The 22,723-nt window shown below is 61.0% G+C and carries 21 protein-coding genes; 10 read left to right on the top strand and 11 right to left on the bottom strand.

From position 1 onward, the window contains the following. Positions 1–5 precede the first annotated feature (5 nt). Complete coding sequence (locus IF199_RS04920) at positions 6–1,517, bottom strand: efflux transporter outer membrane subunit (RefSeq protein ID WP_192559828.1); 1,512 nt, start codon at positions 1,515–1,517, stop codon at positions 6–8. A gap of 182 nt (positions 1,518–1,699) precedes the next feature. On the opposite strand from IF199_RS04920, the gene IF199_RS04915 reads away from it, so the two are divergent. The 3 genes from IF199_RS04915 (at position 1,700) to IF199_RS04905 (ending at position 4,767) form a co-directional block, all read left to right on the top strand. Next, positions 1,700–2,668: a LysR family transcriptional regulator gene (locus IF199_RS04915; protein WP_096819124.1), complete on the top strand. Its 969-nt coding sequence runs from the start codon at positions 1,700–1,702 to the stop codon at positions 2,666–2,668. Between the two features lie 430 nt (positions 2,669–3,098). Further along, a complete protein-coding gene (locus IF199_RS04910) occupies positions 3,099–4,073 on the top strand; it encodes a 2-hydroxyacid dehydrogenase (RefSeq protein WP_192559827.1) in 975 nt (324 codons plus the stop codon). Positions 4,074–4,263: 190 nt separating this feature from the next. Continuing rightward, positions 4,264–4,767, top strand: coding sequence for a DUF2165 domain-containing protein (locus IF199_RS04905; RefSeq protein WP_192559826.1), 504 nt, complete (start codon positions 4,264–4,266; stop codon positions 4,765–4,767). A gap of 11 nt (positions 4,768–4,778) precedes the next feature. Here the strand turns inward: IF199_RS04905 and IF199_RS04900 are convergent, their stop codons facing one another. Continuing rightward, positions 4,779–5,681 carry a DMT family transporter gene (locus tag IF199_RS04900; protein WP_192559825.1) on the bottom strand — a complete coding sequence of 301 codons (903 nt, stop codon included), beginning with the start codon at positions 5,679–5,681 and terminating at the stop codon, positions 4,779–4,781. A gap of 139 nt (positions 5,682–5,820) precedes the next feature. On the opposite strand from IF199_RS04900, the gene IF199_RS04895 reads away from it, so the two are divergent. Further along, entirely contained in the window at positions 5,821–6,696 is an 876-nt protein-coding gene (locus tag IF199_RS04895) for an AraC family transcriptional regulator (RefSeq protein WP_192559824.1), read from the top strand. On the opposite strand, the gene IF199_RS04890 is transcribed toward IF199_RS04895, so the two are convergent. The 6 genes from IF199_RS04890 to IF199_RS04865 form a co-directional block, all read right to left on the bottom strand. Further along, positions 6,697–9,126, bottom strand: coding sequence for a TonB-dependent siderophore receptor (locus IF199_RS04890; RefSeq protein WP_192559823.1), 2,430 nt, complete (start codon positions 9,124–9,126; stop codon positions 6,697–6,699). A 104-nt stretch (positions 9,127–9,230) separates the two neighbouring features. After that, on the bottom strand, positions 9,231–10,220 hold the full coding sequence (locus IF199_RS04885) for a FecR family protein (protein WP_192559822.1): 990 nt from the start codon (positions 10,218–10,220) through the stop codon (positions 9,231–9,233). Further along, entirely contained in the window at positions 10,217–10,783 is a 567-nt protein-coding gene (locus tag IF199_RS04880; RefSeq protein WP_096819110.1) for an RNA polymerase sigma factor, read from the bottom strand. The genes IF199_RS04885 and IF199_RS04880 overlap by 4 nt, the downstream gene beginning before the upstream one ends. 4 nt (positions 10,784–10,787) lie before the next feature. Continuing rightward, positions 10,788–11,111, bottom strand: coding sequence for a DUF3325 domain-containing protein (locus IF199_RS04875; RefSeq protein WP_192559821.1), 324 nt, complete (start codon positions 11,109–11,111; stop codon positions 10,788–10,790). Further along, positions 11,111–12,697: a PepSY-associated TM helix domain-containing protein gene (locus IF199_RS04870; protein WP_192559820.1), complete on the bottom strand. Its 1,587-nt coding sequence runs from the start codon at positions 12,695–12,697 to the stop codon at positions 11,111–11,113. The genes IF199_RS04875 and IF199_RS04870 overlap by 1 nt, the downstream gene beginning before the upstream one ends. Further along, a complete protein-coding gene (locus IF199_RS04865) occupies positions 12,694–12,999 on the bottom strand; it encodes a DUF3649 domain-containing protein (protein ID WP_102619477.1) in 306 nt (101 codons plus the stop codon). The genes IF199_RS04870 and IF199_RS04865 overlap by 4 nt, the downstream gene beginning before the upstream one ends. 175 nt (positions 13,000–13,174) lie before the next feature. On the opposite strand from IF199_RS04865, the gene IF199_RS04860 reads away from it, so the two are divergent. The 3 genes from IF199_RS04860 to fecA all read left to right on the top strand — a co-directional run bounded on the left by IF199_RS04860 (position 13,175) and on the right by fecA (position 17,013). Further along, the gene (locus tag IF199_RS04860) at positions 13,175–13,663 is read left to right on the top strand and encodes a sigma-70 family RNA polymerase sigma factor (RefSeq protein ID WP_085730110.1); all 489 of its coding nucleotides are present in this window, start codon (positions 13,175–13,177) and stop codon (positions 13,661–13,663) included. Beyond that, the gene (locus IF199_RS04855) at positions 13,660–14,589 is read left to right on the top strand and encodes a DUF4880 domain-containing protein (protein ID WP_192559819.1); all 930 of its coding nucleotides are present in this window, start codon (positions 13,660–13,662) and stop codon (positions 14,587–14,589) included. The genes IF199_RS04860 and IF199_RS04855 overlap by 4 nt, the downstream gene beginning before the upstream one ends. A 90-nt stretch (positions 14,590–14,679) precedes the next feature. Continuing rightward, positions 14,680–17,013: a TonB-dependent Fe(3+) dicitrate receptor FecA gene (gene fecA / locus IF199_RS04850; RefSeq protein WP_192559818.1), complete on the top strand. Its 2,334-nt coding sequence runs from the start codon at positions 14,680–14,682 to the stop codon at positions 17,011–17,013. Between the two features lie 133 nt (positions 17,014–17,146). Here fecA and IF199_RS04845 read toward each other — a convergent pair whose 3' ends face one another. Both IF199_RS04845 and IF199_RS04840 read right to left on the bottom strand, forming a co-directional pair. Further along, positions 17,147–17,554, bottom strand: coding sequence for an HPF/RaiA family ribosome-associated protein (locus tag IF199_RS04845; protein ID WP_096819094.1), 408 nt, complete (start codon positions 17,552–17,554; stop codon positions 17,147–17,149). A gap of 200 nt (positions 17,555–17,754) precedes the next feature. Further along, complete coding sequence (locus tag IF199_RS04840; RefSeq protein ID WP_192559817.1) at positions 17,755–18,702, bottom strand: LysR substrate-binding domain-containing protein; 948 nt, start codon at positions 18,700–18,702, stop codon at positions 17,755–17,757. Between the two features lie 135 nt (positions 18,703–18,837). Between IF199_RS04840 and IF199_RS04835 the strand changes: the two genes are divergently transcribed. The 3 genes from IF199_RS04835 (at position 18,838) to IF199_RS04825 (ending at position 22,096) form a co-directional block, all read left to right on the top strand. Further along, complete coding sequence (locus IF199_RS04835; RefSeq protein WP_192559816.1) at positions 18,838–20,214, top strand: L-serine ammonia-lyase; 1,377 nt, start codon at positions 18,838–18,840, stop codon at positions 20,212–20,214. Between the two features lie 63 nt (positions 20,215–20,277). Continuing rightward, entirely contained in the window at positions 20,278–21,579 is a 1,302-nt protein-coding gene (locus IF199_RS04830) for an HAAAP family serine/threonine permease (protein WP_192559815.1), read from the top strand. A 199-nt stretch (positions 21,580–21,778) separates the two neighbouring features. Further along, the gene (locus IF199_RS04825) at positions 21,779–22,096 is read left to right on the top strand and encodes a DUF3509 domain-containing protein (protein ID WP_192559814.1); all 318 of its coding nucleotides are present in this window, start codon (positions 21,779–21,781) and stop codon (positions 22,094–22,096) included. On the opposite strand, the gene IF199_RS04820 is transcribed toward IF199_RS04825, so the two are convergent. Then, positions 22,093–22,593, bottom strand: a complete 501-nt coding sequence (locus IF199_RS04820; RefSeq protein WP_003221775.1) for a phosphate-starvation-inducible protein PsiE — start codon at positions 22,591–22,593, stop codon at positions 22,093–22,095. The two genes, IF199_RS04825 and IF199_RS04820, sit on opposite strands and share 4 nt — an antisense overlap. Positions 22,594–22,723: the final 130 nt, after the last annotated feature.

The following is a 22,723-nucleotide window of genomic DNA, read 5'->3' as shown; positions in this document are numbered from 1 at the left end:
CTTGCTCAGTGGTCGAGGGCTTGAAGAAGGGCCGGGGTTTTCGGTGCGGCGGTCTGCTCGGCGGTCGGTACGTCTTTACCCGCGCCAAGACCACCACCCAATGCTGTCACCAGTTCCGCGTGGGCACTCAACCGCGCCGCCTGCACCTGCTGCTGAACCTGTTGCTGTTTGAACAACAGGGTCTGGGCGTTGAGCACGTTGAGATAGTCGGTGAGCCCGCGCTGATAGGCGATCATCGCGATGTCGTAGGTCTTCTGCGCCGTGGCCACCGATTCGGCGGCGAACGTCTGCTGTTTGTCCATCGACTCGCGGCGGATCAACTGGTCGGAGATGTTCTTCAGCGCATTGACCAGGGTCTGGTTGTAATGCGCGATGGCGATGTCATAACCCGCCGAGGCTTCACCCAGTTCAGCGCGCAGTCGCCCGCCGTCGAAGATCGGCAGCGAGATCGCAGGCCCGACGTTGTAGTTGAGCTTCTTGCCGGTCAGGAACTCCAGCGCCCCGCCGCCGGTGGCCATGTAGCCGAGGCTGCCGACCAGATCGACGTTGGGGTAGAACCCGGCATGCGCGACCTCAATCCCGCGCGCCTGCGCCGCCACTTGCCAGCGACTGGCGACCACGTCCGGACGCTGACCGAGCAATTCGGCGGGCAATGCCGACGGCAACTTCAGCGCCGCGCCGAGGGACAGGGTCGGACGCTGCAATTGCGCGCCGGCGCCTGGGCCTTTGCCGGCCAGTGCCGCGATCTGGTTGCGGCTCAGGGCGATTTCTTCGTCCAGCGCATCCAGTTGCCGATGGGTTTCCGGCAGCGGCGTTTCGGCCTGGCTGACTTCGAAATGCGTGCCGATCCCGCCGTTCAGGCGTTTCTGCGCCAGCTCGAGAATCTGCTGTTGCTGCTTGAGCGTCGCCGCCACGATGTCGCGCTGGGCGTAATGCAGCGAGAGCTCGATGTAGGCGCGCACGATGTTGTTCTGCAACTCGAGCTGCGCCTGCCGCGCCTCGGCAGCGCTCATATGCGCCAGATCGACGGCCCGCTCGGTGCTGTTGCTTTCACGGCCCCAGAGGTCGAGGGCGTAACTGAAACCCAGCGCGGCGTTGTTGTCCCAGGTGGTGCTGTTGGCCAGCTCACCGGGGCCGTAGAACTGGTCGGTCGGCCAGTTGTGACGCTTGAGGGTCGACTCGCCATTGATCTGCAACGACTCGGCGGCTTCGGCAGCGCCGGCCATCGACCTGGCCTGACGCACTCGCGCGGCGGCCATGGCCAGGGTCGGGCTGCCTTGCACGGCGAGGTCGATCCAGCGATTGAGTTGCGGGTCGCCGTAGGCTTGCCACCATTGGGCGGTGGGCCAGTTTGCGTCACGGGCGGCGTGGGCGATGGCTTCGTCGGTGGCCAGTTCATTGGCCTCCAGTGCCTTGCCCTGCGGGGCAATGCCTCCGGTTCCGATGCAGCCGCTGAGACCTAACGTAAAAGCCAGAACACTGAGCGGCAAAAGCGCTCTGTTGATGCGACGCGGCACTGCTGCGAATTCCTGAGGTGGGGGATGTTTCGAGGTGGGCGCAATTCTAGGGGGGCGCCCTTACGGCGATAAGCTGGGATTCCTGTGAATCTTTGTTACCGTTAACGAGATAATCCCTTGGTCGGGGGTCTCAGCCCCTGAAACTTCGTGTCACAATTTGCCATCTCCCTTGAGAGCACCCCATGGACACTTTGCAAAACATGCGCGCCTTCAGTTGTGTGGCCGAAGCGGGCAGCTTCACCGCCGCCGCCGTGCAACTCGACACCACCACCGCCAACGTCTCGCGCGCGGTCTCCAACCTTGAGGCCCATCTGCAAACCCGCCTGCTCAACCGCACGACCCGGCGCATCGCGCTCACAGAAGCCGGTAAACGCTACCTGCTGCGCTGCGAGCAGATCCTCGCCTACGTCGAAGAGGCCGAAGCCGAAGCCAGCGAAGCCCACGCCCGCCCGGCCGGACAACTGAAAGTGCACACCATGACCGGTATCGGCCAGCACTTCGTGATCGACGCCATCGCCCGCTATCGCAAGACCCACCCGGACGTGACCTTCGACCTGACCATGGCCAACCGCGTGCCGGACCTGCTCGACGAAGGCTATGACGTGTCCATCGTCCTCGCCCGCGAACTGCCGGATTCGGGTTTCGTCTCGCAACGCCTGGGCATCACTTACAGCATCGTCTGCGCCTCCCCGGCCTACGTGAAAGCCAACGGCTGCGCACAAAAACCCAGCGACCTGCTGAACCACGCCTGCCTGCGCCTGGTGAGCCCGGTGATCCCCTTGGAAAAATGGGCCTTCGACGGCCCGGAAGGCCAGGAAATGGTCACCATCAACAGCTCGCCCTTTCTGGTGAACTCCGCCGACGCGATGAAAACCGCGATCACCAGCGGGATGGGTGTCGGTGTATTGCCGGTGTATGCCGCGATCGAAGGCTTGCGCAACGGCTCACTGGTGCGGGTAATGCCGAACTACCGCTCGCAGGAACTGAACCTGTATGCGATCTACCCGTCACGGCAGTATCTGGATGCGAAGATCAAGACTTGGGTTGAGTATCTGCGTGGGTCGTTGCCGGAGATATTGGCGGGGCATCAGGCGGAGTTGGCCGCTTATGAGATGAGCGGGAGTCTGGCGGGGGCGCGGGTGGCGAATTAAACACAATGAGCGTTAGCTCGAGTACCGCTTTTGACGTGCCGGCCCCATCGGCAGGCTGAGTGGAGGGATTCATCCGGGGGTGGGCGCGCAGCGCCGTGCGGCGCAGCCGCATGCATCGAGAGGAGGTGCAGCGAAGCAAACCGTAGGCGATGCCCCCGGATGAATCCCGTAACGAAGGAACACCGAGCCAAAGCGAGGTGCCGAACGCCGAGGCCAAGCCTTTTGCTTACTTTTTGCTGGGCCGGCATTCCGGCGTTTGGAAAAGTGAGCCGCTGTAAGAGCGGAACCGCCAGCAGCAACACCCGCAGAAACGGATATTCACACAAAACAACCCAAAACCTGGTCGGCCCAGAGGCCGCCAAGACAACCCCAAACAGAAAATGTTAGCTTGCTTGGCAATCACATCAGCCGCCCAGCCGAGCCCAAGCCAATGAAAAAAACAGTTTTGGCCTTCAGCCGCATCACCCCCCCCATGATCGAATGCCTGCAACAGGACTTCGACGTCATCGTCCCCAACCCGAAAAACGGCGACATCAACGCCCAGTTCAACGAAGCCCTGCCCCACGCCCACGGCCTGATCGGCGTCGGTCGCAAACTCGGCAAGGCCCAACTGGAAAACGCCGCGAAACTCGAAGTGGTCTCCAGCGTCTCCGTCGGCTACGACAACTACGACCTCGCCTACTTCAACGAACGCGGGATCATGCTCACCAACACCCCGGACGTCCTGACCGAAAGCACCGCCGACCTGGCCTTCGCCCTGATCATGAGCAGCGCCCGCCGCGTCGCCGAACTGGACGCCTGGACCAAGGCCGGCCAGTGGCAGGCCAGCGTCGGCGCACCACTGTTCGGTTGCGACGTACACGGCAAGACCCTGGGCATCGTCGGCATGGGCAACATCGGCGCCGCCGTTGCCCGTCGCGGACGTTTCGGTTTCAACATGCCGATCCTCTACAGCGGCAACAGCCGCAAGACCGAACTTGAACAGGAACTGGGGGCACAATTTCGCAGCCTTGACCAACTGCTGGCCGAAGCCGATTTCGTTTGCCTGGTGGTACCGCTCAGCGACAAGACCCGCCACCTGATCAGTCATCGCGAACTGGCGCTGATGAAGCCGGACGCGATTCTGGTGAATATCTCCCGCGGTCCGGTGGTCGACGAGCCGGCACTGATCGAGGCCTTGCAGAACAACCGCATTCGCGGCGCCGGCCTCGACGTTTACGAAAAGGAACCGCTGGCGGAATCGCCGCTGTTCCAGCTGAAAAACGCGGTCACCCTGCCGCACATCGGCTCGGCCACGAATGAAACCCGTGAAGCCATGGCCAACCGCGCACTGGCCAATCTGCGCAGCGCCCTGCTCGGTGAACGGCCTCGGGATCTGGTGAATCCGCAAGTCTGGAAGAACTGATGACTCGGGGCTGGAACATCGTTTTCCAGCCCCGCCTGTTTCAACCTGTTTTTAAAAGGGCCTGGTGTTGTTCACAGCCCTTTAAACTACACAACTTGAAAACGACTCCCCACCCAACTTCATTCCACTCTCTATAGAATCCCGTGAACCATCTGCCAACGGACAGATACAATTCATGGAGAGCTAACAAATGACAAACCTTACAACTTCACAACTTATCAGAAGAAGTAAAGTCGCAATCGTTTTCATGGTAGGAATACTGGGTGTTCTGATTGTTTTCAGCAATGCCACCGATTACAACTCAAACTACGTGTACCTTGGCCACATCCTGAGCATGGATACGACAGGCAGCCATTTGATGTACCGCTCGATCAACTCGGAAATGATGCATCACCGGATCTACTGGATGATCATGACACTGGAGACCATATTTACTTCAGCCTGCCTGCTGGGAGGTTATCAACTCGCAAAGAATATAAACGCGCCAGACGAGCAGTTTCATGAAGCCAAGAAATATGCCGTGCTGGGGTTTCTCGTGGCGCTGTTCATTTATTACTTCTGCCTGCAAGTCATTGGTAATGAATGGTTCGACATGGATCAATCAAAAGACTGGAATGCCATGAAGTGGGCACAAAGTATTGTCGACTTCCTGTTACCGGCACTTATATTCCTGGTCATGAAAGTCGACAGTTGAACATTCAGTATTCAATGTGCAGGTTTGGCGATCATTGCAATGTCGGGTTTTGGTTTGCGAAACACCAGCACATTGCCCAGCATCACCAGCACCAACCCTGCCAACGCCGGCGCCGTCCATTGATAACCTTCGGCAAACGCCGAAACGTTCAACGCCACCACCGGGAACAGCACCGTGCAATACGCTGCGCGTTCCGGGCCCATGCGACCAACCAGGGTCAGGTACGCAGTGAAACCGATGACCGAACCGGGGATCACCAGGTACAACAGCGCACCGATATAGCGCGACGTCCATTCCATCTCGAACGGGATGCCTTTGACCAGGCACCACACCGACAGCATCGCCGCGCCGTAGGCCATGCCCCACGCGTTGGTGGTCAGCGGTTTGAGGCCGGCCTTCTGTTGCAGGCTCGACAACATGTTGCCCGCCGAGAAACACAAGGTGCCGCAGAGTGCCAGGCCAAGGCCGAGCAGCGTTTGCGGACTGGCGTGGTGCCCGGCCAGTTCCGGCCAGAACAACAGACCCAGACCGCCCAGCCCCAACGCCCCGCCCATTAGCACATTGCGCGCGATGCGCTGGCCGAAGAACACCCGCGCATTCAGCGCGTTCCATAACGTTGCGGTAGAAAACACCACCGCCACCAGACCGCTGGGAATCCACTGGCTGGCGGTCAGGAAACACATGAAGTTGACGCAGAACAGGCACAAGCCCTGCGCCACGCAGATCAGATGCCCGCGCCGGTTCATCGGTTGCAGCCGCCGGCTGAGCAGCAACAGCGCGAACAACACCAACGCGGCGAGACCGAAGCGATAGACGATCGACACCGGAATCGCCACCACGCCCAGTTGCCATTTAAGGGCGATCCAGGTGGTGCCCCAGATCAGCACGGTCAACAAATACAACGACAGGTTCATGGCAGACACTCCTTGATTGGGTTTCAGTGTCCGCCCCCGCCCTCGACCTGCGCTTGCATAAACTTGCGCTTTTATCGGAGCGCAGGCTGGCAGCGCGAAATCTACGGAGTAGGATGCAAGGCGTTGAAGAGAACCGATCATGGCCGCCATCGATACCCTGCAAGTCTTCCAAGCCCTCAACAATTCGCCCAATGCACGCCTTGTGCACAGCGCCGAGTTGGGTGACGGCCTGTCCGCTGCCTTGTGGACCAACCACCACGACGCCCAGGAATACGAAGCGCCTAGCCATCACACCCTCTCCTGCTACATCGCCGGCGGCACCGGCACTTTTCGCCGTGGCGAACCCGGCCACAAGGGCGGCCCGGACAAGCTGTGCATCCTGCCGGCCGACCACGAATCGGGTTGGGTGATCAACGGCGACATTCGCCTGGCTCACCTGTATTTCAGCGCCGAACAATTTGCCCTGGGTTGCGTCACCCTGCTGGATCGCGAGCCCCGGGAAATGCAGCTGCGGGAACAGACTTTTCTCGAAGATCCGCAACAGGCCCGACGGTTTCGCCAGTTACTCACCTTGAACTGGGACGAGCCTGCCGAGCGCTTGCTGACCAGCAGCCTGGCCCACGAATTGATCAGCCATACCCTGTTGAGCCAGGTCGGCGTGCGTCAGGGTTTGCGTCTGAAAGGTGGGTTGGCGCCGCACCAGCGCCGGCAACTGGTGGAGTTCATCGACAGTCAATTGGCCGAGCCGATCAGCCTCGGGCAACTGGCGGGGTTGTGTGCATTGTCGGAATACCACTTTGCGCGGATGTTCCGGGTGAGCTTCGGCTTGCCACCGCATCAGTACGTGCTGGCGCGGCGTTTGAGCCGGGCGCGGGAGTTGTTGCGGGGGACGGTTTTGCCGTTGGGGGAGATTGCCCTGGCGTGTGGATTTGCCAGTGCCAGCCACTTCACCAACCGCTTTCGCCAGGTGCTGGGTGGAACGCCCGGCGAGTATCGCCAGGCGTTTTTGCGCTGATCAGAACTCCAGCGTGCTCGACAACGAAATCTGCCGCGAATCGCCCATCGACACGAAGAACCGGCTGGCCGCCGAGGTGTAGTAGGTGCGGTCGAACAGGTTCTTCACGTTGAGCTGAAACTTGACCTTCTGCCCTTCGACTTTGGTGTCGTACGTGGCGAACGCATCGGCCACGGTGTAGCTCGGCAGCTCGAAATCATTCACCGCGTTACCCGCTCGCTCACCGACATATCGCGCACCGGCACCGACGCGCAGTTGATCGCCGCCGATCACGCTGCCGAAGTCGTAGACCGCCGACAGCGAGCCGGTGTTCTTCGCCACGTTTTGCAGCTTGTTGCCTTTGTAGTCGGGATCTTCCGTAACCTCGGCGTCGGTGTAGGCGTAGCTGCCGATCATGCTCCAGCGATCACTGAGCTGGCCGGTCAGGTCCATTTCCAGGCCACGGGAACGCACTTCACCGGCGGCGCTGTAGATCGTGGTCGGGCCTTCGGCGTTGGCCACCAGCACGTTGCGTTTCTTGATGTCGAACAAGGCGATGTTGCCGGTGACACGCCCCGGAATGTCAAGGCGTGCGCCCAGTTCCCAGGACTTGGCTTCTTCCGGCGCGATGCTGCCGTCGAGCACGGTGCTGCTGCCGCTCAGCGGGGCGATGGTCGAGTTCGGTTTGAACGACTCGGTGTAGCTGCCGTAGAACGACAACGCGTCGGTGTAGCGATACACCAGGCCTGCACGCGGCACCCACTTCTGGCCGTTGCTGTCGGTGTTGGCCTTGAATGGCACGCCTTTGCCGGCGTACTGGTCGTATTCCTGGAAGCGTCCGCCGGCCACCAGAATCCACTGGTCGTTGAGGTGAATCGAGTCCTGCAGGAACACCGAATCACTGCGCAGCAGATCGGTCTGCGCACTGTCCGCCGGGCTGACGGTGGTGCCTGCGACTTCGCGGCCGTAGACCGGATTGACGTAGCTGAAGGTGCTCAGGCTTTTCTGACGGATCAGGTCGGCGCGGTAGATCTTGCGGTACTCGTCATCGACGCCGAACACCAGGTCATGCTGCATGCCCAGTACGTTGACCTTGCCTTCGAGGCTGGCGGTGGTGAAACGGTCGGTGCTGATCGCGCCCTGGGTGCCGTCCATGCTGCGGGTCAGCGTGCCTTTCTTGGTGTCGATCGCGGTCACGCGGACCTGGCTGGCGTCGTAGGTTTCGCGGTTCCAGCTGTAGCCGAAATGGGCTTTCCAGTCGTCGTTGAGTTCGTGGTCGGCCTCGAAGTGATAGAGGTCCGAGCGCCCTTCCATGTCGTTGAATTTCTCGTCGAGACGTTCGTTGCGCGAGATGTCCAGCGGATGGTTGGTGCGTGGATCGATCAGCGTGCCACGGTCGAACGGCGTCAGGAATTCCCGATGCTCATAGGCAAACAACAGCTTGGTGCGCTCGCCGTACCAGGCCAGAGACGGCGCGATCAGGCTTTCACGGTGGGTACCGAAATTGCGCCAGTAATCTTCGTCTTCGTGATCGAGCACCATGCGATAGGCCAGACCGGAGTCACCCAGCGCACCGGTGCTGTCGAACGAGCCGCCGCTGCCGTTCTTGCCATCGCCGTAGGTGGAACCGCGCAGGGTCAGGGCGTTGTACTGGGTCAGTTCGGGCTTTTTGCTGACCATGTTGACCACGCCGCCCGGGTCCTGAATCCCGTACAACAGCGAGGCCGGGCCCTTGAGCACTTCGACGCGATCCACGGTCGCGTTCATGCCACGGCCCTGCACCACCGGCATGCCGTCGCGCATGATCGAACCGTTGCGGTTGTCGCCGAAGCCCCGGGTCATCACCGAATCCTGGGTGCTGCCCAGCGTGTTGCCCTGGGTGATACCACTGACGTTGGCCAGCGCATCATCGAGGTTGCGCGGTGCCTGATCGCGAATGACCTGGGCCGGGATCACGTTGACGGTCTGCGGAATTTCCTGAAGCGAGGCCGAGGAACGCATCACCGAACTGGTTTCCGGTGGCTGATAACTCATCGGTTGATCGATGACCGAGGTGATGTTCGTCGCACCGAGGTTCAACGCGCCTGCGGTCGGTTGCGGTTCGAGCGCCAGGGTGTGGCTGTCGGTACGGCGAAAGGTCAGGCCGGACCCGCTGAGCAAACGTTGCAACGCCTGTTCCGCGCTCATCTGGCCATTGACCGCCGGTGCGTTGAGGCCGTACGGCGCTTCGACGGTGTAGACCACGCTCTGACCGGTCACGCGACTGAAGTCGCTCAAGGCTTGCGGCAGCGGTTTGGCGGCCAGGGAAAAACTGAACTGTTTCTGTGGCTGGCTGCTGTTGCTTTCAGCGGCCTGCGCCACGCTCATCGGCAGCAACGCCAACGCCGCAAAACTCAGCGCCGAGGCACCGAACCACTGTTTGACCGAACCCGATTTTGCCCTGGACTTCATTGCTCATGACCTGTGTAGAACCGCAACGGATGCGAATGACTCGCAGTTTCAGTCACTACACGGATGGCGTCGGGATTTACCTCACCACAAATTTGAAAATATTTTCAGCGCAGGATAATCAGCTTGCCCAGCACCTGATGCTGCTCGAATCCCAGAACCCCCTGCAGCGAATTCAGCACGGCTTGCGGATCCTTGCTCGGAAAGCTTCCGCTGACCTTGCGCGCGCCGAGTTCATCATTGAGCAACATGATCCGTCCCGGGTAATAACGCCGCAGATCCTGCACCACATCCGCCAGTGTCGACTTGTAGTAAGTCAGCCAGCCCTGACGCCAGGCCAGTTGCGCTTCGCTGTCCACGGCGTGCAGTTTTTCCGCGATGCCTTTGCCATATGCCACTTGCTGGCCGGCGGTGAGAATCTGCTGCTCGGCATCCCGCGCCGCCGTCACGCCAACGCGCCCGGACAACACGGTGATTTGTGCGCCATGCGGTTGCAGGCGCACTTCGAACTGCGTGCCAAGCACACGCGCCTGGCCCTTTTCAGCCTCGACCACAAACGGCTCGCCGGTGTGGGTCACGCTGAAAAAACCGGCGCCTCGACGTACCTGAACATGCCGCTCGCCATGACTGAAATCCACGGCGATGGCGCTGTCGGCGTCCAGCGTGACCTGGGACTGATCGGCCAAGGTCACGGTGCGGATTTCGCCGGGTGCCGAAACATAGTCGGCGCCCAGATCATCGACCCAGCGCTGCGGCTGCCAACCGGTGCCGAGGCTGATCATCAACAACAGACAGGCCGCCATTGCCAGCGCTCCGGCCCAACGTCGAATCTGCGGACGGCGCGGCCGGTCCATCGCATTCAGATAGCCCTGCAAGGCGAACGACTCTTCATCCGCCAGAGTGCGGGCCGGCCCTTCGCTCAATTCCCAGATGACTTGCGCCTGGGCGTAAGCCTCGGCGTGGGCCGGGTCGGCTCGCAGCCATTGGCTGAAGGTCAGTTGGTCACCGGTGCTGGGGCGGTCGTGCAACAGGCTCAACCAGGCAAAAGCCGCCTGCTCCTGAGCGGGCGTCGGGGTGACGCGGTCGGTGTGATTCACGGTGCTTTCCCTGGCAGGCGTGGCGCGGGTTCGCGCAGGCTGGCCTTGCAGGCCTCGAGGGCGCGCATCATATGTTTTTCCACAGCGCTTTGGGACAGGCCCATGGCTTTGGCGATCTCGGCGTACTTGCGCCCGTGGATGCGATTGAGCAAAAAGATCTGCCGCGTGCGCTCAGGCAATGCACGCAACGCCGCTTCGACGTGGCGCAGATCATTGCCTGCTTCGAGTGCCGCTTGCGGTTCGCTGGCGCTACTGTCCGGCTCATCCGGTTGCCAGCCTTCGTTGACCCGCACCCGCGTGCCTTCGCTGCGCAAATGGTCGATGGCGATGTTGCCTGCACAGCGCAGCAGATAGGTGCTGAGCTCTTCAACCTGCACCAGCGGCCGGCGCCAGAATCGCAGGAACAGATCCTGCACCAGGTCCGCTGCCGTCGCCCGGCAACCGACGCGACGGTTCACCAGCGCTTCCATTTGCGGGCGCTGCGAGAGGAACACCTGAAGAAAATGCGCGCGCGCGCCGCTCGGTTCGTCGTCGCGGGATTCCGGGGGATGACCGATCAGCATTGCATCACCACGCCCATGCGGCGACCGGCGTCGCCAACAGGCTCAACGCCGCCATCGCCATTGCCAGTTTCGGTCGATAGGGCATCAGCAGCACCAGCAACAATGCGCTGATCATCAACACAGCGAACCAGTCGACCAGACCGAAACCCCAGCCGTTGGCAGCCACGGCGGCCCAGAGTGAAAGACACAGCAGCAACCAACCGGCGAGCTTCAGACTTTTTGCGCGTCGGTTTGAAGGCTTGTGACCCAGCAGCTCATCGTGATGTCGCGGCATCGACAGACACAGCGCAGTAAATCCGGCGTAACACAGCAACAGCGCCAGCAGCATCAGTGCGTCCCCTGCTCAAGCGTGATCGGCCGGGGTGTTTCGCGAGGTGTCTTTTTCACGCGGACGGTGTGGCCGGCACGCTGCATTTTCCAGGCGGCCCACCCCAGGAACAGACCGGCGCCGAGGCAGGTCAGGTCGAAACCGGCCAATGCCCAGTCACCCTGGGCCAGCGTGACGCCGAGGTGATGCGCAGTGGTCAATGCGTTGAGCAACGGCACCGTGGTGAACAGCAGCGCTGCCAGTGTCAATTGTTCGACCCAGGCTTTGCGACCGGGCCGGAGCAAGGCATGCACCAGGCTCAAAGCCCAAGCGATGAAGAACGCGTTCACTTCCCACTTGGCCCGTCCGTCGAGACTCACTGGCAACAGACGGTTGGCCCAGAAGAACGCCGCCACCGCACTGACCAGCCCGGCCATGCTGGCGATGTTCAGCACTTCGACCAGCCGCAACTCGAACGGCATGCCCCCGGTCTTGGCATGTTTGAGCTGACGTTTGCCAAGCCAGATCACCAGTCCGGTGCCGATCATTGCCGTGCCGGCCAAGCCGCAAATGAAATACAGCCAACGCAGCACCGGGCCGGCGAAATGGCCGATGTGCAAACCATAGAAACTGCCGGCAATCGTCATCGGCAGCGGTTTGGCCGGGGTCGCACCGAGGATTTGTCCGGTCACGCCATTGAAGGTCACGTCGCTGCCGTATTCGTAGGTGATCCTGTCGGAACTGGCACGCGACACCTGCACCGAGGCATTGGCGTCGCCGGGATTGTTCACCGTCACCCGCGCGGCATGTCCGCCGCCCCAGTGCTCGCTTGCACGTGCCAGCAGCGGCGCCATCGGCGGCAACGTGGTGGGAATGCCTGCGCGCTCCGGGGCCGGCGTTTCGGGAAACACTTCATCGTAAAACGTACTGCGATCGTTGCCGTAGGACGCCAGAAGGCTCGCCGGCATAACCATCGCCATGAAGATCACCAGGCTGCTGTAGGTGATCATCAGGTGAAAAGGCAGCACCAGCACGCCCACCGCGTTATGCCCGTCGAGCCAGGTGCGCTGGCCTTTGCGCGGGCGGAAGGTGAAGAAGTCCTTGAAGATTTTCTTGTGGGTGATGATCCCGGTAATCAGTGCGATGAACATCACCATCGCCGCGCTGGTCGCCAGCCAGCGGCCCCACGGATAAGGCATTTGCAGCTGGAAGTGGAAGCGGTAGAAGAATTCGCCGCCGAAGCTTTTGCGCACGGGCACTTCGGCACCGGTCCGGGCGTCGAGGATTTTTTCGGTAAATCGGCCGCGCTGGCCGGGTTGGGTCGGGGCTTGCCAACCGACAGAGATCCCGGGATCGCGCGCATCGGGAAGCGTGATCTGCCAACTCGGCGCATCGGGCGCGCGCTGTTGCAGATAGGTTTGCGCCAGCGTCAGGCTCGCTTCGGCATCGAGCGGGCGCGACGGGATTTCCGGCTGCATCCAGTGATTGGTCTCGTCCTTGAAATAGGCCAGCGTTCCGGTCAGGAAAATCGCGAACAGCAGCCAGCCGAAGACCAGTCCGGTCCAGGTGTGCAGCCAGGCCATCGCCTGCCGGAAACCTTCTTTCATGCGTAACCCAGACCCCGAGCGGCGCCGGAGATCGTCGCCAGAATCACGCTCGGCACCAGCAAACCGACCCATGCCGCCCACGCGCTGCGGCAGGCGAAGCACCAGAGCACGGCCACCAGATACACGAGGAACGAAACCGTCATGCCGGTGATGACCGCTTCGGCGCGGTTCAGCGGCAACCACATTGTCAGCGTGACACTGGCCAGCGCCGCGACCAGATAGCCGCCAAACACTGCCGCGAGCACCCGCGAAGTGACGGCCAGACGATAGGACATGGGGAGTGTGGCGAGTTTGGCTTTCATGTTTCGACCCTGAAACGGTTAACGCCCGGCCAACAGGCCGAGACGACAGGCATGCAATATTAATGATAAATATTCTCATACGCAAAAGAGTCTGATTGCCGGCATGCATTCGCGGCCCTACAATGCGAACCATTCTTGTTCTCTAACGCATCCGTATGCGCCCGGAGTGATGCCGTTGTCGTCCGCCCATCCCGTCGAATCGCTGTATCAGGCCCACCACAGCTGGCTCACTGGCTGGCTGCGGCGCAAACTCGGCTGCCCGGACAGCGCCGCCGATCTGGCCCAGGACACGTTCATTCGGGTGCTGACCGCACGAGAACCGCCGGTGATCATCGAGCCTCGGGCGTTCCTCACCACGCTGGCCAAGCGTGTGTTGTTCAACCATTACCGCCGCCAGGACCTGGAACGCGCCTACCTCGACACCCTCGCGCAGATGCCGGAAGTCGTCGCGCCTTCGGAAGAAGAGAAAGCGATCATCCTGCAAACCCTGATGGAGCTGGATCAGTTGCTCGATGGCCTGCCGCGCGCCGTCAAACGCGCATTTCTGCTGGCGCAGGTCGATGGCCTGACCTATCCGCAGATCGCCGCCGAACTGGGTATCTCCGTGGCCACGGTCAAACGTCATCTGAACAAGGCAGCGATGCGCTGCTACTTTGCTCTGTGAATCCGCCGATGGATTTTTCCGCGCAGGTTGCCGAGCAGGCGGTGCACTGGCTGCTGGAAATGCAGCAGGGCCCGTTGAATCCGCGTCAACAACAAGCCTGGCAACAGTGGATCGATGCCCACAGCGAACACCGCCGCGCCTGGGAACACATTCAGCGGGTCAATTCGCGGTTGCGGGGTTTGTCATCGCCACTGGCCCATGCTGCGTTGAACGCACCGAAGTCCGGCAGTCGGCGTCAGGCTCTCAAATTGTTGCTGCTTCTCGGCGCCGGTTCGGCAGTCACCTGGGGGATGCGCGAGCACAATCCGTTGCCGTCGCTGCTGGCCGATTACCGCAGCCCGGTCGGTCAGCGGCGCAAGATTTCGCTCGGCGTGGGCGGTCAATTGCAACTCAACAGCGCGAGTGCGGCGGATGTCCGGGGAGATGGCCTGATCCGTCTGCTCGAAGGCGAAATGCTGCTGACCGCCACTCAATCCTTCGAAGTGCAAACCGCGCAAGGCGTGCTGAAAACTCAAGGTGCGCGGATCAACGTGCGGCAGTTTGCCGACCGCACGCAGGTTGCGCTGTTTGAAGGTCGGGTCGAATTGAACGCGCAAGGTCGCGCGCCGATGTTGCTGCCGGTCGCCCGACAATTGAGTTTCAGCGCCACCTCCATCAGCGAAGCAAAACCGCTGGACGCCAACAGCGGCGCCTGGGCCGACGGCATGCTCGTGGCCGCCCACATGCGATTGGCCGACTTCCTCGACGAACTCGGCCGCTACCGTCGCGGGCAGCTCAATTGCGATGCAAAAGTCGCTGACTTGCTGATCTCCGGGACTTATCCACTGGACGACAGCGAGCGGATTCTCGACCTGCTGGAAATCAGCCTGCCGGTAAAAGTAAGGCGCTTTACCCGTTACTGGGTGACGGTCGAAGCCAAGGTTTGATCAAACGCAAAAATAAATGAGCCGTTTTTCAGATCTGGCGTGACAGAGAAGGAAAGCCCCCTTGATTCAACCTTCTCAGGACCGTCCTCCATGCACCCCACCCGCCTCACGCCGTTGGCCCGAACCCTGCGCAATCTCGTCCTCGGCGCCAGCCTGAGCTTCAGCGCCCTGCCCCATGCGCTGGCTGCCGACACCAAGGCTTACCACATCGCTCCGTCGTCGCTGGAAAACGCCCTCAACCAGTTCGGCCGTGAAGCCGGGGTGCTGATTTCCTTTGGCTCGCAGGTCACCAGCGGTGTGCAAAGCCGTGGGCTGGAAGGCAGCTACACAGCGGAACAAGGTCTGAACGCGCTGCTCGAAGGCACCGGCCTGCAAGCCCGCGCCGAGGGCGGCAATGCCTTCAGCCTGCAACCGTCGAACGACAGCGCCCTAGAGCTGGACACCTCGAAAGTGGTCGGCGACTGGCTGGGTGAAGCCGCACAGGTCAACGTCTTCGAACATCCCGGCGCCCGTGACGTGATCCGCCGCGAAGAATTCGAACGCCAGGGCGCGACCCAGGCCCGCGATGTGCTCAATCGCATTCCCGGGGTCAACGCCCCGGAAAACAACGGTACCGGCAGCCACGACATGGCGCTGAACTTCGGCATTCGCGGCCTCAACCCGCGCCTGGCCGCACGTTCGACGGTGTTGATGGATGGCATCCCGGTGCCCTTCGCGCCTTACGGTCAGCCGCAGTTGTCGTTCGCACCGATCAGCATGGGCAACATGGACGCGGTGGACGTCGTGCGAGGCGGCGGCGCCGTGCGTTACGGCCCGCAGAACGTCGGCGGCGTGGTCAACTTCGTGACCCGGGCGATTCCTGACGAGCCGACCGTCAAGGGCGGTTTCCAGACCGAAACCAGTCCTTCGTCGAGCCATGACGGCTTCAAGACCAGCGCCAACCTGCTGGCCGGCGGCACCAATGCCAACGGTCTGGGCGGCGCGTTGCTGTACTCCGGCACTCGCGGTGGCGACTGGCGCGAACACAGCGACACGGAAATCGACGACCTGATCCTCAAGGGCAAATACCAGCTCGACGAAGCCAACAGCTTCAACGCCATGGCCCAGTATTACGAAGGCAAGGCCGACATGCCCGGCGGTCTGAATGTCGCCGACTACGATGCCGATCCGTATCAGTCGACCCGACCGAAAGACCAGTTCTGGGGCCGTCGCACGATGTTCAATTTCGGCTACCGCTATCAGGAAGATCGCCGCGAATTCACCGCCAACACCTTCTTCACCAAGACCCTGCGCAGCGGTTATCTGGATCAGGGCACATTCCTGTCGCTGTCGCCGCGCGAATACTGGGTTCGCGGTCTGGAAACCCGTTTCGCTCAAGGTTTCGACCTCGGCCCGACCAGCCATGAAGTCGGCGTCGGCTATCGCTACATCAACGAGGCCGGTCACGAGTTGCGCTATCGCACCCCGATCGCCAGCAACGAATACCCGACCACCAACAGCCGCAACGACCGCGACACACGTGGCGGTACCGAGGCCAATGCGTTCTTCGTCGATGACCGGATCGATATCGGCAAGTGGACGATCACCCCGGGCGTGCGCTACGAGATGATCGAGTCGCAGCAGACCAACAACCTGACCAACGTCAAATACAAGGGTGACTACAACACCGCGCTGCCGGCGTTGAACGTGCTGTACCACCTGACCGACACCTGGAACCTGTACGCCAACACCGAAGGCTCTTTCGGCAGCGTGCAATACAGCCAGATGCCCAACCGCGTGAGCAGCGGTGAAGTGAAACCGGAGAAGGCTCGCACCTGGGAACTCGGCACCCGTTACGACAACGGTGCCCTGCGAGCGGAAATCGGCGCGTTCCTGATCAACTTCGACAACCAGTACGAAAGCAATCAGACCAACGACTCGGTGATCGCCCGTGGCGAAACCCGCCATCAGGGCATCGAGACCAGCGTCAATTACGCGCTGGATGACTTGAGCCCGGCACTGGCAGGTTTCGACGTGTACGCCACTTACGCCTATGTCGACGCGACCATCCGCGAAGACGGTCCGAACAAGGGCAATCGTGTGCCGTTCTCCTCGAAACACAAAGGCACGATCGGCGTCGGTTACACCGAAGGGGCGTGGAAGCTGAACCTGGACAGCAGCTTCCAGAGCGACCAGTTCGCCGACAACGCCAACACCTCGAAAGAAAGCGCCGATGGCAGCACCGGCAAGATTCCGGGCTACATGCTGTTCAGCAGCCGCGCCGGTTATGACTTCGGCCCGCAACTGTCGGACCTGAACGTGGCGGTGGGGGTGAAGAACATCTTCAACACCCAGTACTTCACCCGTTCGTTCGATGACAACAACAAGGGCAAATACGTGGGTGAGCCGCGCACGGTGTATGTGCAGACTTCCGTTGCCTTCTGAGATCTACATGCATCCAGCCCCCTCCCGAAGGGAGAGGGGGTTCATATCTGATCCACTCACAAAACCCACCAGAAACGAAACGGGCCTGCAATTGCAGGCCCGTTCTCATTGGGTGACTTATAAAATCAGCGCATCAACTGTTGATCGCTGCCTGTTCGTTTTCCAGAAATTCTTCCTCCAGCAGCGCATCATTCGCCTTGCTGGTAAATGGCACCACTGCGGCTCGCGGTTTGCCCCGCAGTTTGCCAAACAGGTGCTCCAGCGCGTGCTCCAGTTTTTCGGCTGCACCATCGATCGCCTGTTCCAGCGAATCGGCTTTGTGGGTGACGGAAATCGGTTGATGGCCTTTTGGCCGCGCTTCCAGTTGGCAGCGCAAATCATGGGGACCCGGTTTGTCACCGTTCTCGTCGCTCAGATGGACTTCGACACGGGTCAGGTCTTCCTCATAACGGTCGAGCGTGCTCTCAATTGTGGTTCGTACCCACTCCTCCAGTCGTTTGCTGCTTTGAATATGGTTGTCGCTGTTGACTTGGATTTGCATAGTTCATCCCTTATTTCAGCTAGCTCGCAAGAGGCCTTGAACAGGATTTCGTGACCTCTTGATTACAACAATCGGCCCGTGTGACGAACATTTCAACCCCTGAAAAAAGATAAATATTCATACGCAAAAAAAGCCGGACAACCGAGTGAAGCGCTGGTAAGGTCGGGAGTTGGGTCGCCTCAGTTCCCTGCAAAATCTGCTCACAATTGGCCATCACCCAACGGGTGCTGGCTGCGAAAAATCCCCGCCTCTTCCACCAGCCAGTCATGTACCGCCCGCACGCCCGGATGGCTCAGCGCCCCTGGTGCGTAGAGCAAGACATAGCGCTTGTGATTGGGCACCGAAATCCCGAACGGCACGATCAATGTCCCCCGCTCCAGTTCATCGTTGAGCAGCGTGCGCCGGGCAATCGCCACGCCCATGCCGGCAATCGCCGCTTCGATGGTCAGGTGGTTGCGATTGAACGTGTGCCCACGCCGTACGTCGGCGCCATCGAATCCGATGGCATTGAGATAAAACTCCCACTCCGCGTATTCATAACTGCCGCGCCAGGCCGTGATGTCGTGCAGCAGCGGGAAATGCACCAGATCCGCCGGCCCGTGCAGTGGCGGCCGTCCACGCAGCAGGCTCGGCGCGCACACCGGGAAAATCTGCTCGTCGAGCAAGGCTGTGGATAACAATCCCGGATAACTTCCGTCGTTCAAGTCGATCGCCAGGTCGAAATCCCCTTCATGCAACGGCACGCTGCTGTCCTCGGCCACCAGTCGCAACTGGATGTCCGGGTAACGCTGTTGCAGGCGCGGCAGGCGCGGGGTCAGCCATTTGCTGAGGAACGACGGAATCGAGCGCACCCGCAGAGTTCCGCTGATCATCCCCGCATCCAGACGACGCAGCTCAGCATCGATGCTGCCGTAGGCCTCGTTGACCGTAATCGCCAGTCGCTGTCCTTCAGCACTCAGCTCCACGCCCCGGGCGCGACGGTGAAACAGGCGAAAGCCCAGACGCTCTTCCAGCTGTCGGATTTGCTGGCTCACCGCCCCCGGCGTGATGTGCAACTCCTCGGCACAACGGGTGAATGACAGGTGCCGCGCGGCACAGGAAAACACCTGCAGCCAGACGTAAGTCTGGGCATGCAATTGACGACTCATGGTTTAGTCCTGCTAAAGGCTTACTTAGGAAGTTTCGTTAGTCACGTTGAAGCGAGGTAGGCAGTATCGCCGACATTGCGCTTGTCCTACAAAAAATGGCGGCGATTCCTACTCCATTGCTTGTAAGGCTTTAGCATGGCTATCAGTGTTTTCGATCTATTCAAAGTCGGCATCGGTCCGTCCAGTTCCCACACCGTCGGCCCGATGCGCGCCGCCGCGACCTTCGCCCAGGCCCTGATCGATCAGCATTTGCTGAACGATGTGCAGCGGGTGGAAATCCGTTTATACGGCTCGCTCTCGGCCACTGGCGTCGGTCACGCCACTGACCGCGCAACGGTCATGGGCCTGATGGGCGAATGGCCGGACAGCATCGATCCGTCGACCATCGAACCACGCATCCAGCAACTGCGCGAGACCGGCCAACTGTCCCTCGCAGGTACACGCTCGATTGCCTTCAACTGGCAAGACGATCTCCTGCTGCTGGACGAGAGCCTGCCCTACCACCCCAACGCCATGTCGCTGACAGCCTTCGGTGCATCCGGGCAACTGTTCGAGCAGACGTACTACTCGGTGGGTGGCGGTTTCATCATCGAAGCGGCCGAAGCCGAATCCGGTGTAGCACCGGCCGGCGACGTGGTGTTGCCGTACGACTTTTCCAGCGCCGCTGAACTGCTGTCGCTGTGCAACAAACACAACCTGCGTGTTTCCGAACTGATGATGGCCAACGAACGGGCCTGGCGTAGCGACGCCGAAATCCGTCAGGGCCTGCTGCATATCTGGTCGGTGATGCGCGAATGCGTCGAGCAAGGTTTGCGTCACGAAGGCGTGCTGCCTGGTGGTCTGAATGTTCCGCGTCGTGCAGCGAAATTGCACCGCAGCCTGCTGGAAATCGGCAAACCGAACGTCATCAGTTCGACCCTGTCGGCGATGGAGTGGGTCAACCTGTTCGCCCTCGCCGTCAACGAAGAAAACGCCGCCGGCGGGCGCATGGTCACCGCGCCGACCAACGGTGCCGCCGGGATCATTCCGGCCGTCCTGCACTACTACATGAAATTCAATCCGGATGCGTCCGACGATGACGTGGTCGCGTTCTTTCTGGGCGCGGCAGCGGTCGGCATCCTGTGCAAGAAAAACGCCTCGATTTCCGGCGCCGAAGTCGGCTGCCAGGGTGAAGTCGGCTCTGCCTGCGCCATGGCCGCTGCTGGTCTCGCAGACGTGCTCGGCGCTACCCCGGAGCAACTGGAAAACGCCGCCGAAATCGGCCTGGAACACAACCTCGGCCTGACCTGCGACCCGGTCGGCGGACTCGTGCAGGTGCCGTGCATCGAGCGCAACGCCATCGCTGCGGTGAAGGCGATCAACGCTACACAAATGGCCCTGCGCGGTGACGGCAAACACTTCATTTCCCTCGACCGGGTGATCCGCACCATGCGCGATACCGGCGCCGACATGCATGACAAATACAAAGAGACTTCACGGGGCGGCCTGGCCGTGAGCTGGGTGGAGTGCTGAGGAGCGCTCCCTGACCGCCTGTAACACGTGAGCCCGAGCAAGAATAATAACGAGGCAAAAACGATGACCGATGTACGCACACCTGCTGCCGAAAACCCCGCTGTAGACCGCACACGCAATAGCGAAATCGCCCACAAGGGCTGGAGCAAATTCGACACCACCTGGATGCTCGGTCTGTACGGCACCGCCATCGGTGCCGGCACTTTGTTCCTGCCGATCAACGCCGGTGTCGGCGGTTTCTGGCCGTTGCTGATCCTGGCGGTGCTGGCGTTTCCGATGACCTTCTTCGCGCACCGGGGCCTGACCCGCTTCGTGCTGTCGGGCCGCTCCGGTGACATCACCGAAGTGGTGGAAGAACACTTCGGCGTCGGTGCCGGCAAACTGATCACGCTGCTGTATTTCTTCGCGATCTTCCCGATCCTGCTGGTGTACAGCGTGGCGCTGACCAACACCCTGAGCAGCTTCCTCGAACACCAGTTGCACATCGCCCCGCCGCCGCGCGCAGTGTTGTCGCTGGCGTTGATCCTCGGTTTGATGGCCATCGTGCGTTGCGGTCAGAGCGTGATCGTCAAAGCCATGAGCGTGCTGGTGTATCCGTTCGTCGCCGCGTTGCTGTTGCTCGGTATCAGCCTGATTCCGAACTGGAACGGCGCGTTTTTTGCCAGCGCCCAGGAAGCGATGCCGATGTCGGTGTTCTTCAAGACCCTGTGGCTGGCGATCCCGGTGATGGTGTTCTCGTTCAACCATTCGCCAATCATTTCCGCATTCGCCGTCGAGCAGAAACAACGCTACGGCGACCGGGCCGAACGCAAGAGCAGCGGCATCCTCGCCATGGCCCACGGCATGATGGTGGTGACCGTGATGTTCTTCTGCTTCAGCTGCGTGCTGGCACTGTCGCCGGCGGATCTGGCAGCGGCCAAGGCGCAGAACATTTCGATCCTGTCGTACCTGGCCAACCACTTCCAGACCCCGGTCATCGCCTACGCCGCGCCGCTGATTGCGCTGGTGGCGATCACCAAATCCTTCCTCGGCCACTACATCGGCGCCAGCGAAGGCTTCCAGGGCATGATCGTCAAAAGCCTGCGCGGCCGTGGCCGGGTGATGTCGGCGAGCTGGCTGAACCGTGCGACTGCGTTGTTCATGATCCTCAGCTGCTGGGCCGTGGCGACCTTCAACCCGAGCATCCTCGGCATGATCGAAACCCTCGGAGGGCCGGTGATTGCCTGCCTGTTGTTCCTGATGCCGATGTACGCGATCCGCCGCGTGCCAGCCTTGCGCCAGTATTCGGGCCAGGTGTCGAACGTGTTCGTGGTGCTGATCGGCCTGATTGCACTGTCAGCGATCATCTACTCGGTTCTGCCCTGAAACGGGCCGCAAACGAAGAAGGCGAGCCATGAGCTCGCCTTCTTTTTGGCCGGTTTCATTGTTCGACAAAATTCCCGGCATGTCCCTTGCTACATCCCTGAAGGAGACAGGACCACGGAATGGCCGACGGTCAGGTTTGGCGAACCAACCCGATCAAGGCCGGTCAACAACTGCACGTTCAATCAGGCGGTGACGCATCATGGACAATCCTTTTCAGATCATTACCGATGCCTTCGCGCCGGACTATCAGATCAACCTGAGCATTCAGGGCCTCGACGGCAGCATCATACTGACCCTTTCCAACAGCGGCCGGATCGTCGCCAAACGGATGATCAGCGCCGACCAGCGCAACGACCCCAAGCGCCTCAAACGACTGGTGCAAAGCATCCAGTTCGGCATCGCCATCGAACAGGGCCACAGCGCCATGGCGATCCTGGAAGCCATGACCCGCGGCGACGGGCTCACCCCGCCACCGCGCCAGATCAAGGGCCAGCATCGGCCATCGATCGGTCTTTAGAGCTCGCCCTTCTCGATCTCGGGGTGCTCACCGGAGCCCGCACCGAGCTTGCGTTGCGGCTTCTCGATTTTCACCGAAGGGAATTGCGACGAGGCGTAACGCACCACCAGGATCGAGAACGCCAGCAGCAGAATCCCGCCGCACAGGTAGATGATGCCCATGTCCGGCGGGTTGTGGTGCGAGACGTTGGAGATCAGCAGGCGTGTCAGTGCGGTGATCGCCACATAGATCAGGAAGCGCACCGGCATGTGGTTGGTCTTGAAGTAAATCCCGACCATCGCCCCCAGTTCCAGATAGATGAACAGCAACAGAATGTCATCAATCTTGATGTGCCCTTCCTCGAGCATCCCGAGAAATTCCATCACTGCCGCCCAGGCGGTCACCGCGCCAATGGCGAACAGCGCCAGGTAGTGGAAGGTCTCGACGAACAGGTTGCCCAGAGACTCGGCCAGTTGGTGCACGTTTTGCCGCAGTTTCTCGGCCCAGTTGATTTTCACGATGAAGGTTCCTTAGCCCGGTTCGAGCGGATGTTGCACGCTTGGATGTGACGGTTATTGCGCACGCACACGGATGCATGCAGAAAAGAGGCCACGCCATCATGGCGAGCCGCCGCGAAACCCGCGCCGT

Source organism: Pseudomonas allokribbensis, assembly GCF_014863605.1.
Lineage (GTDB): Bacteria > Pseudomonadota > Gammaproteobacteria > Pseudomonadales > Pseudomonadaceae > Aquipseudomonas > Aquipseudomonas allokribbensis.
This window is presented reverse-complemented; position numbering and strand designations above follow the sequence as displayed.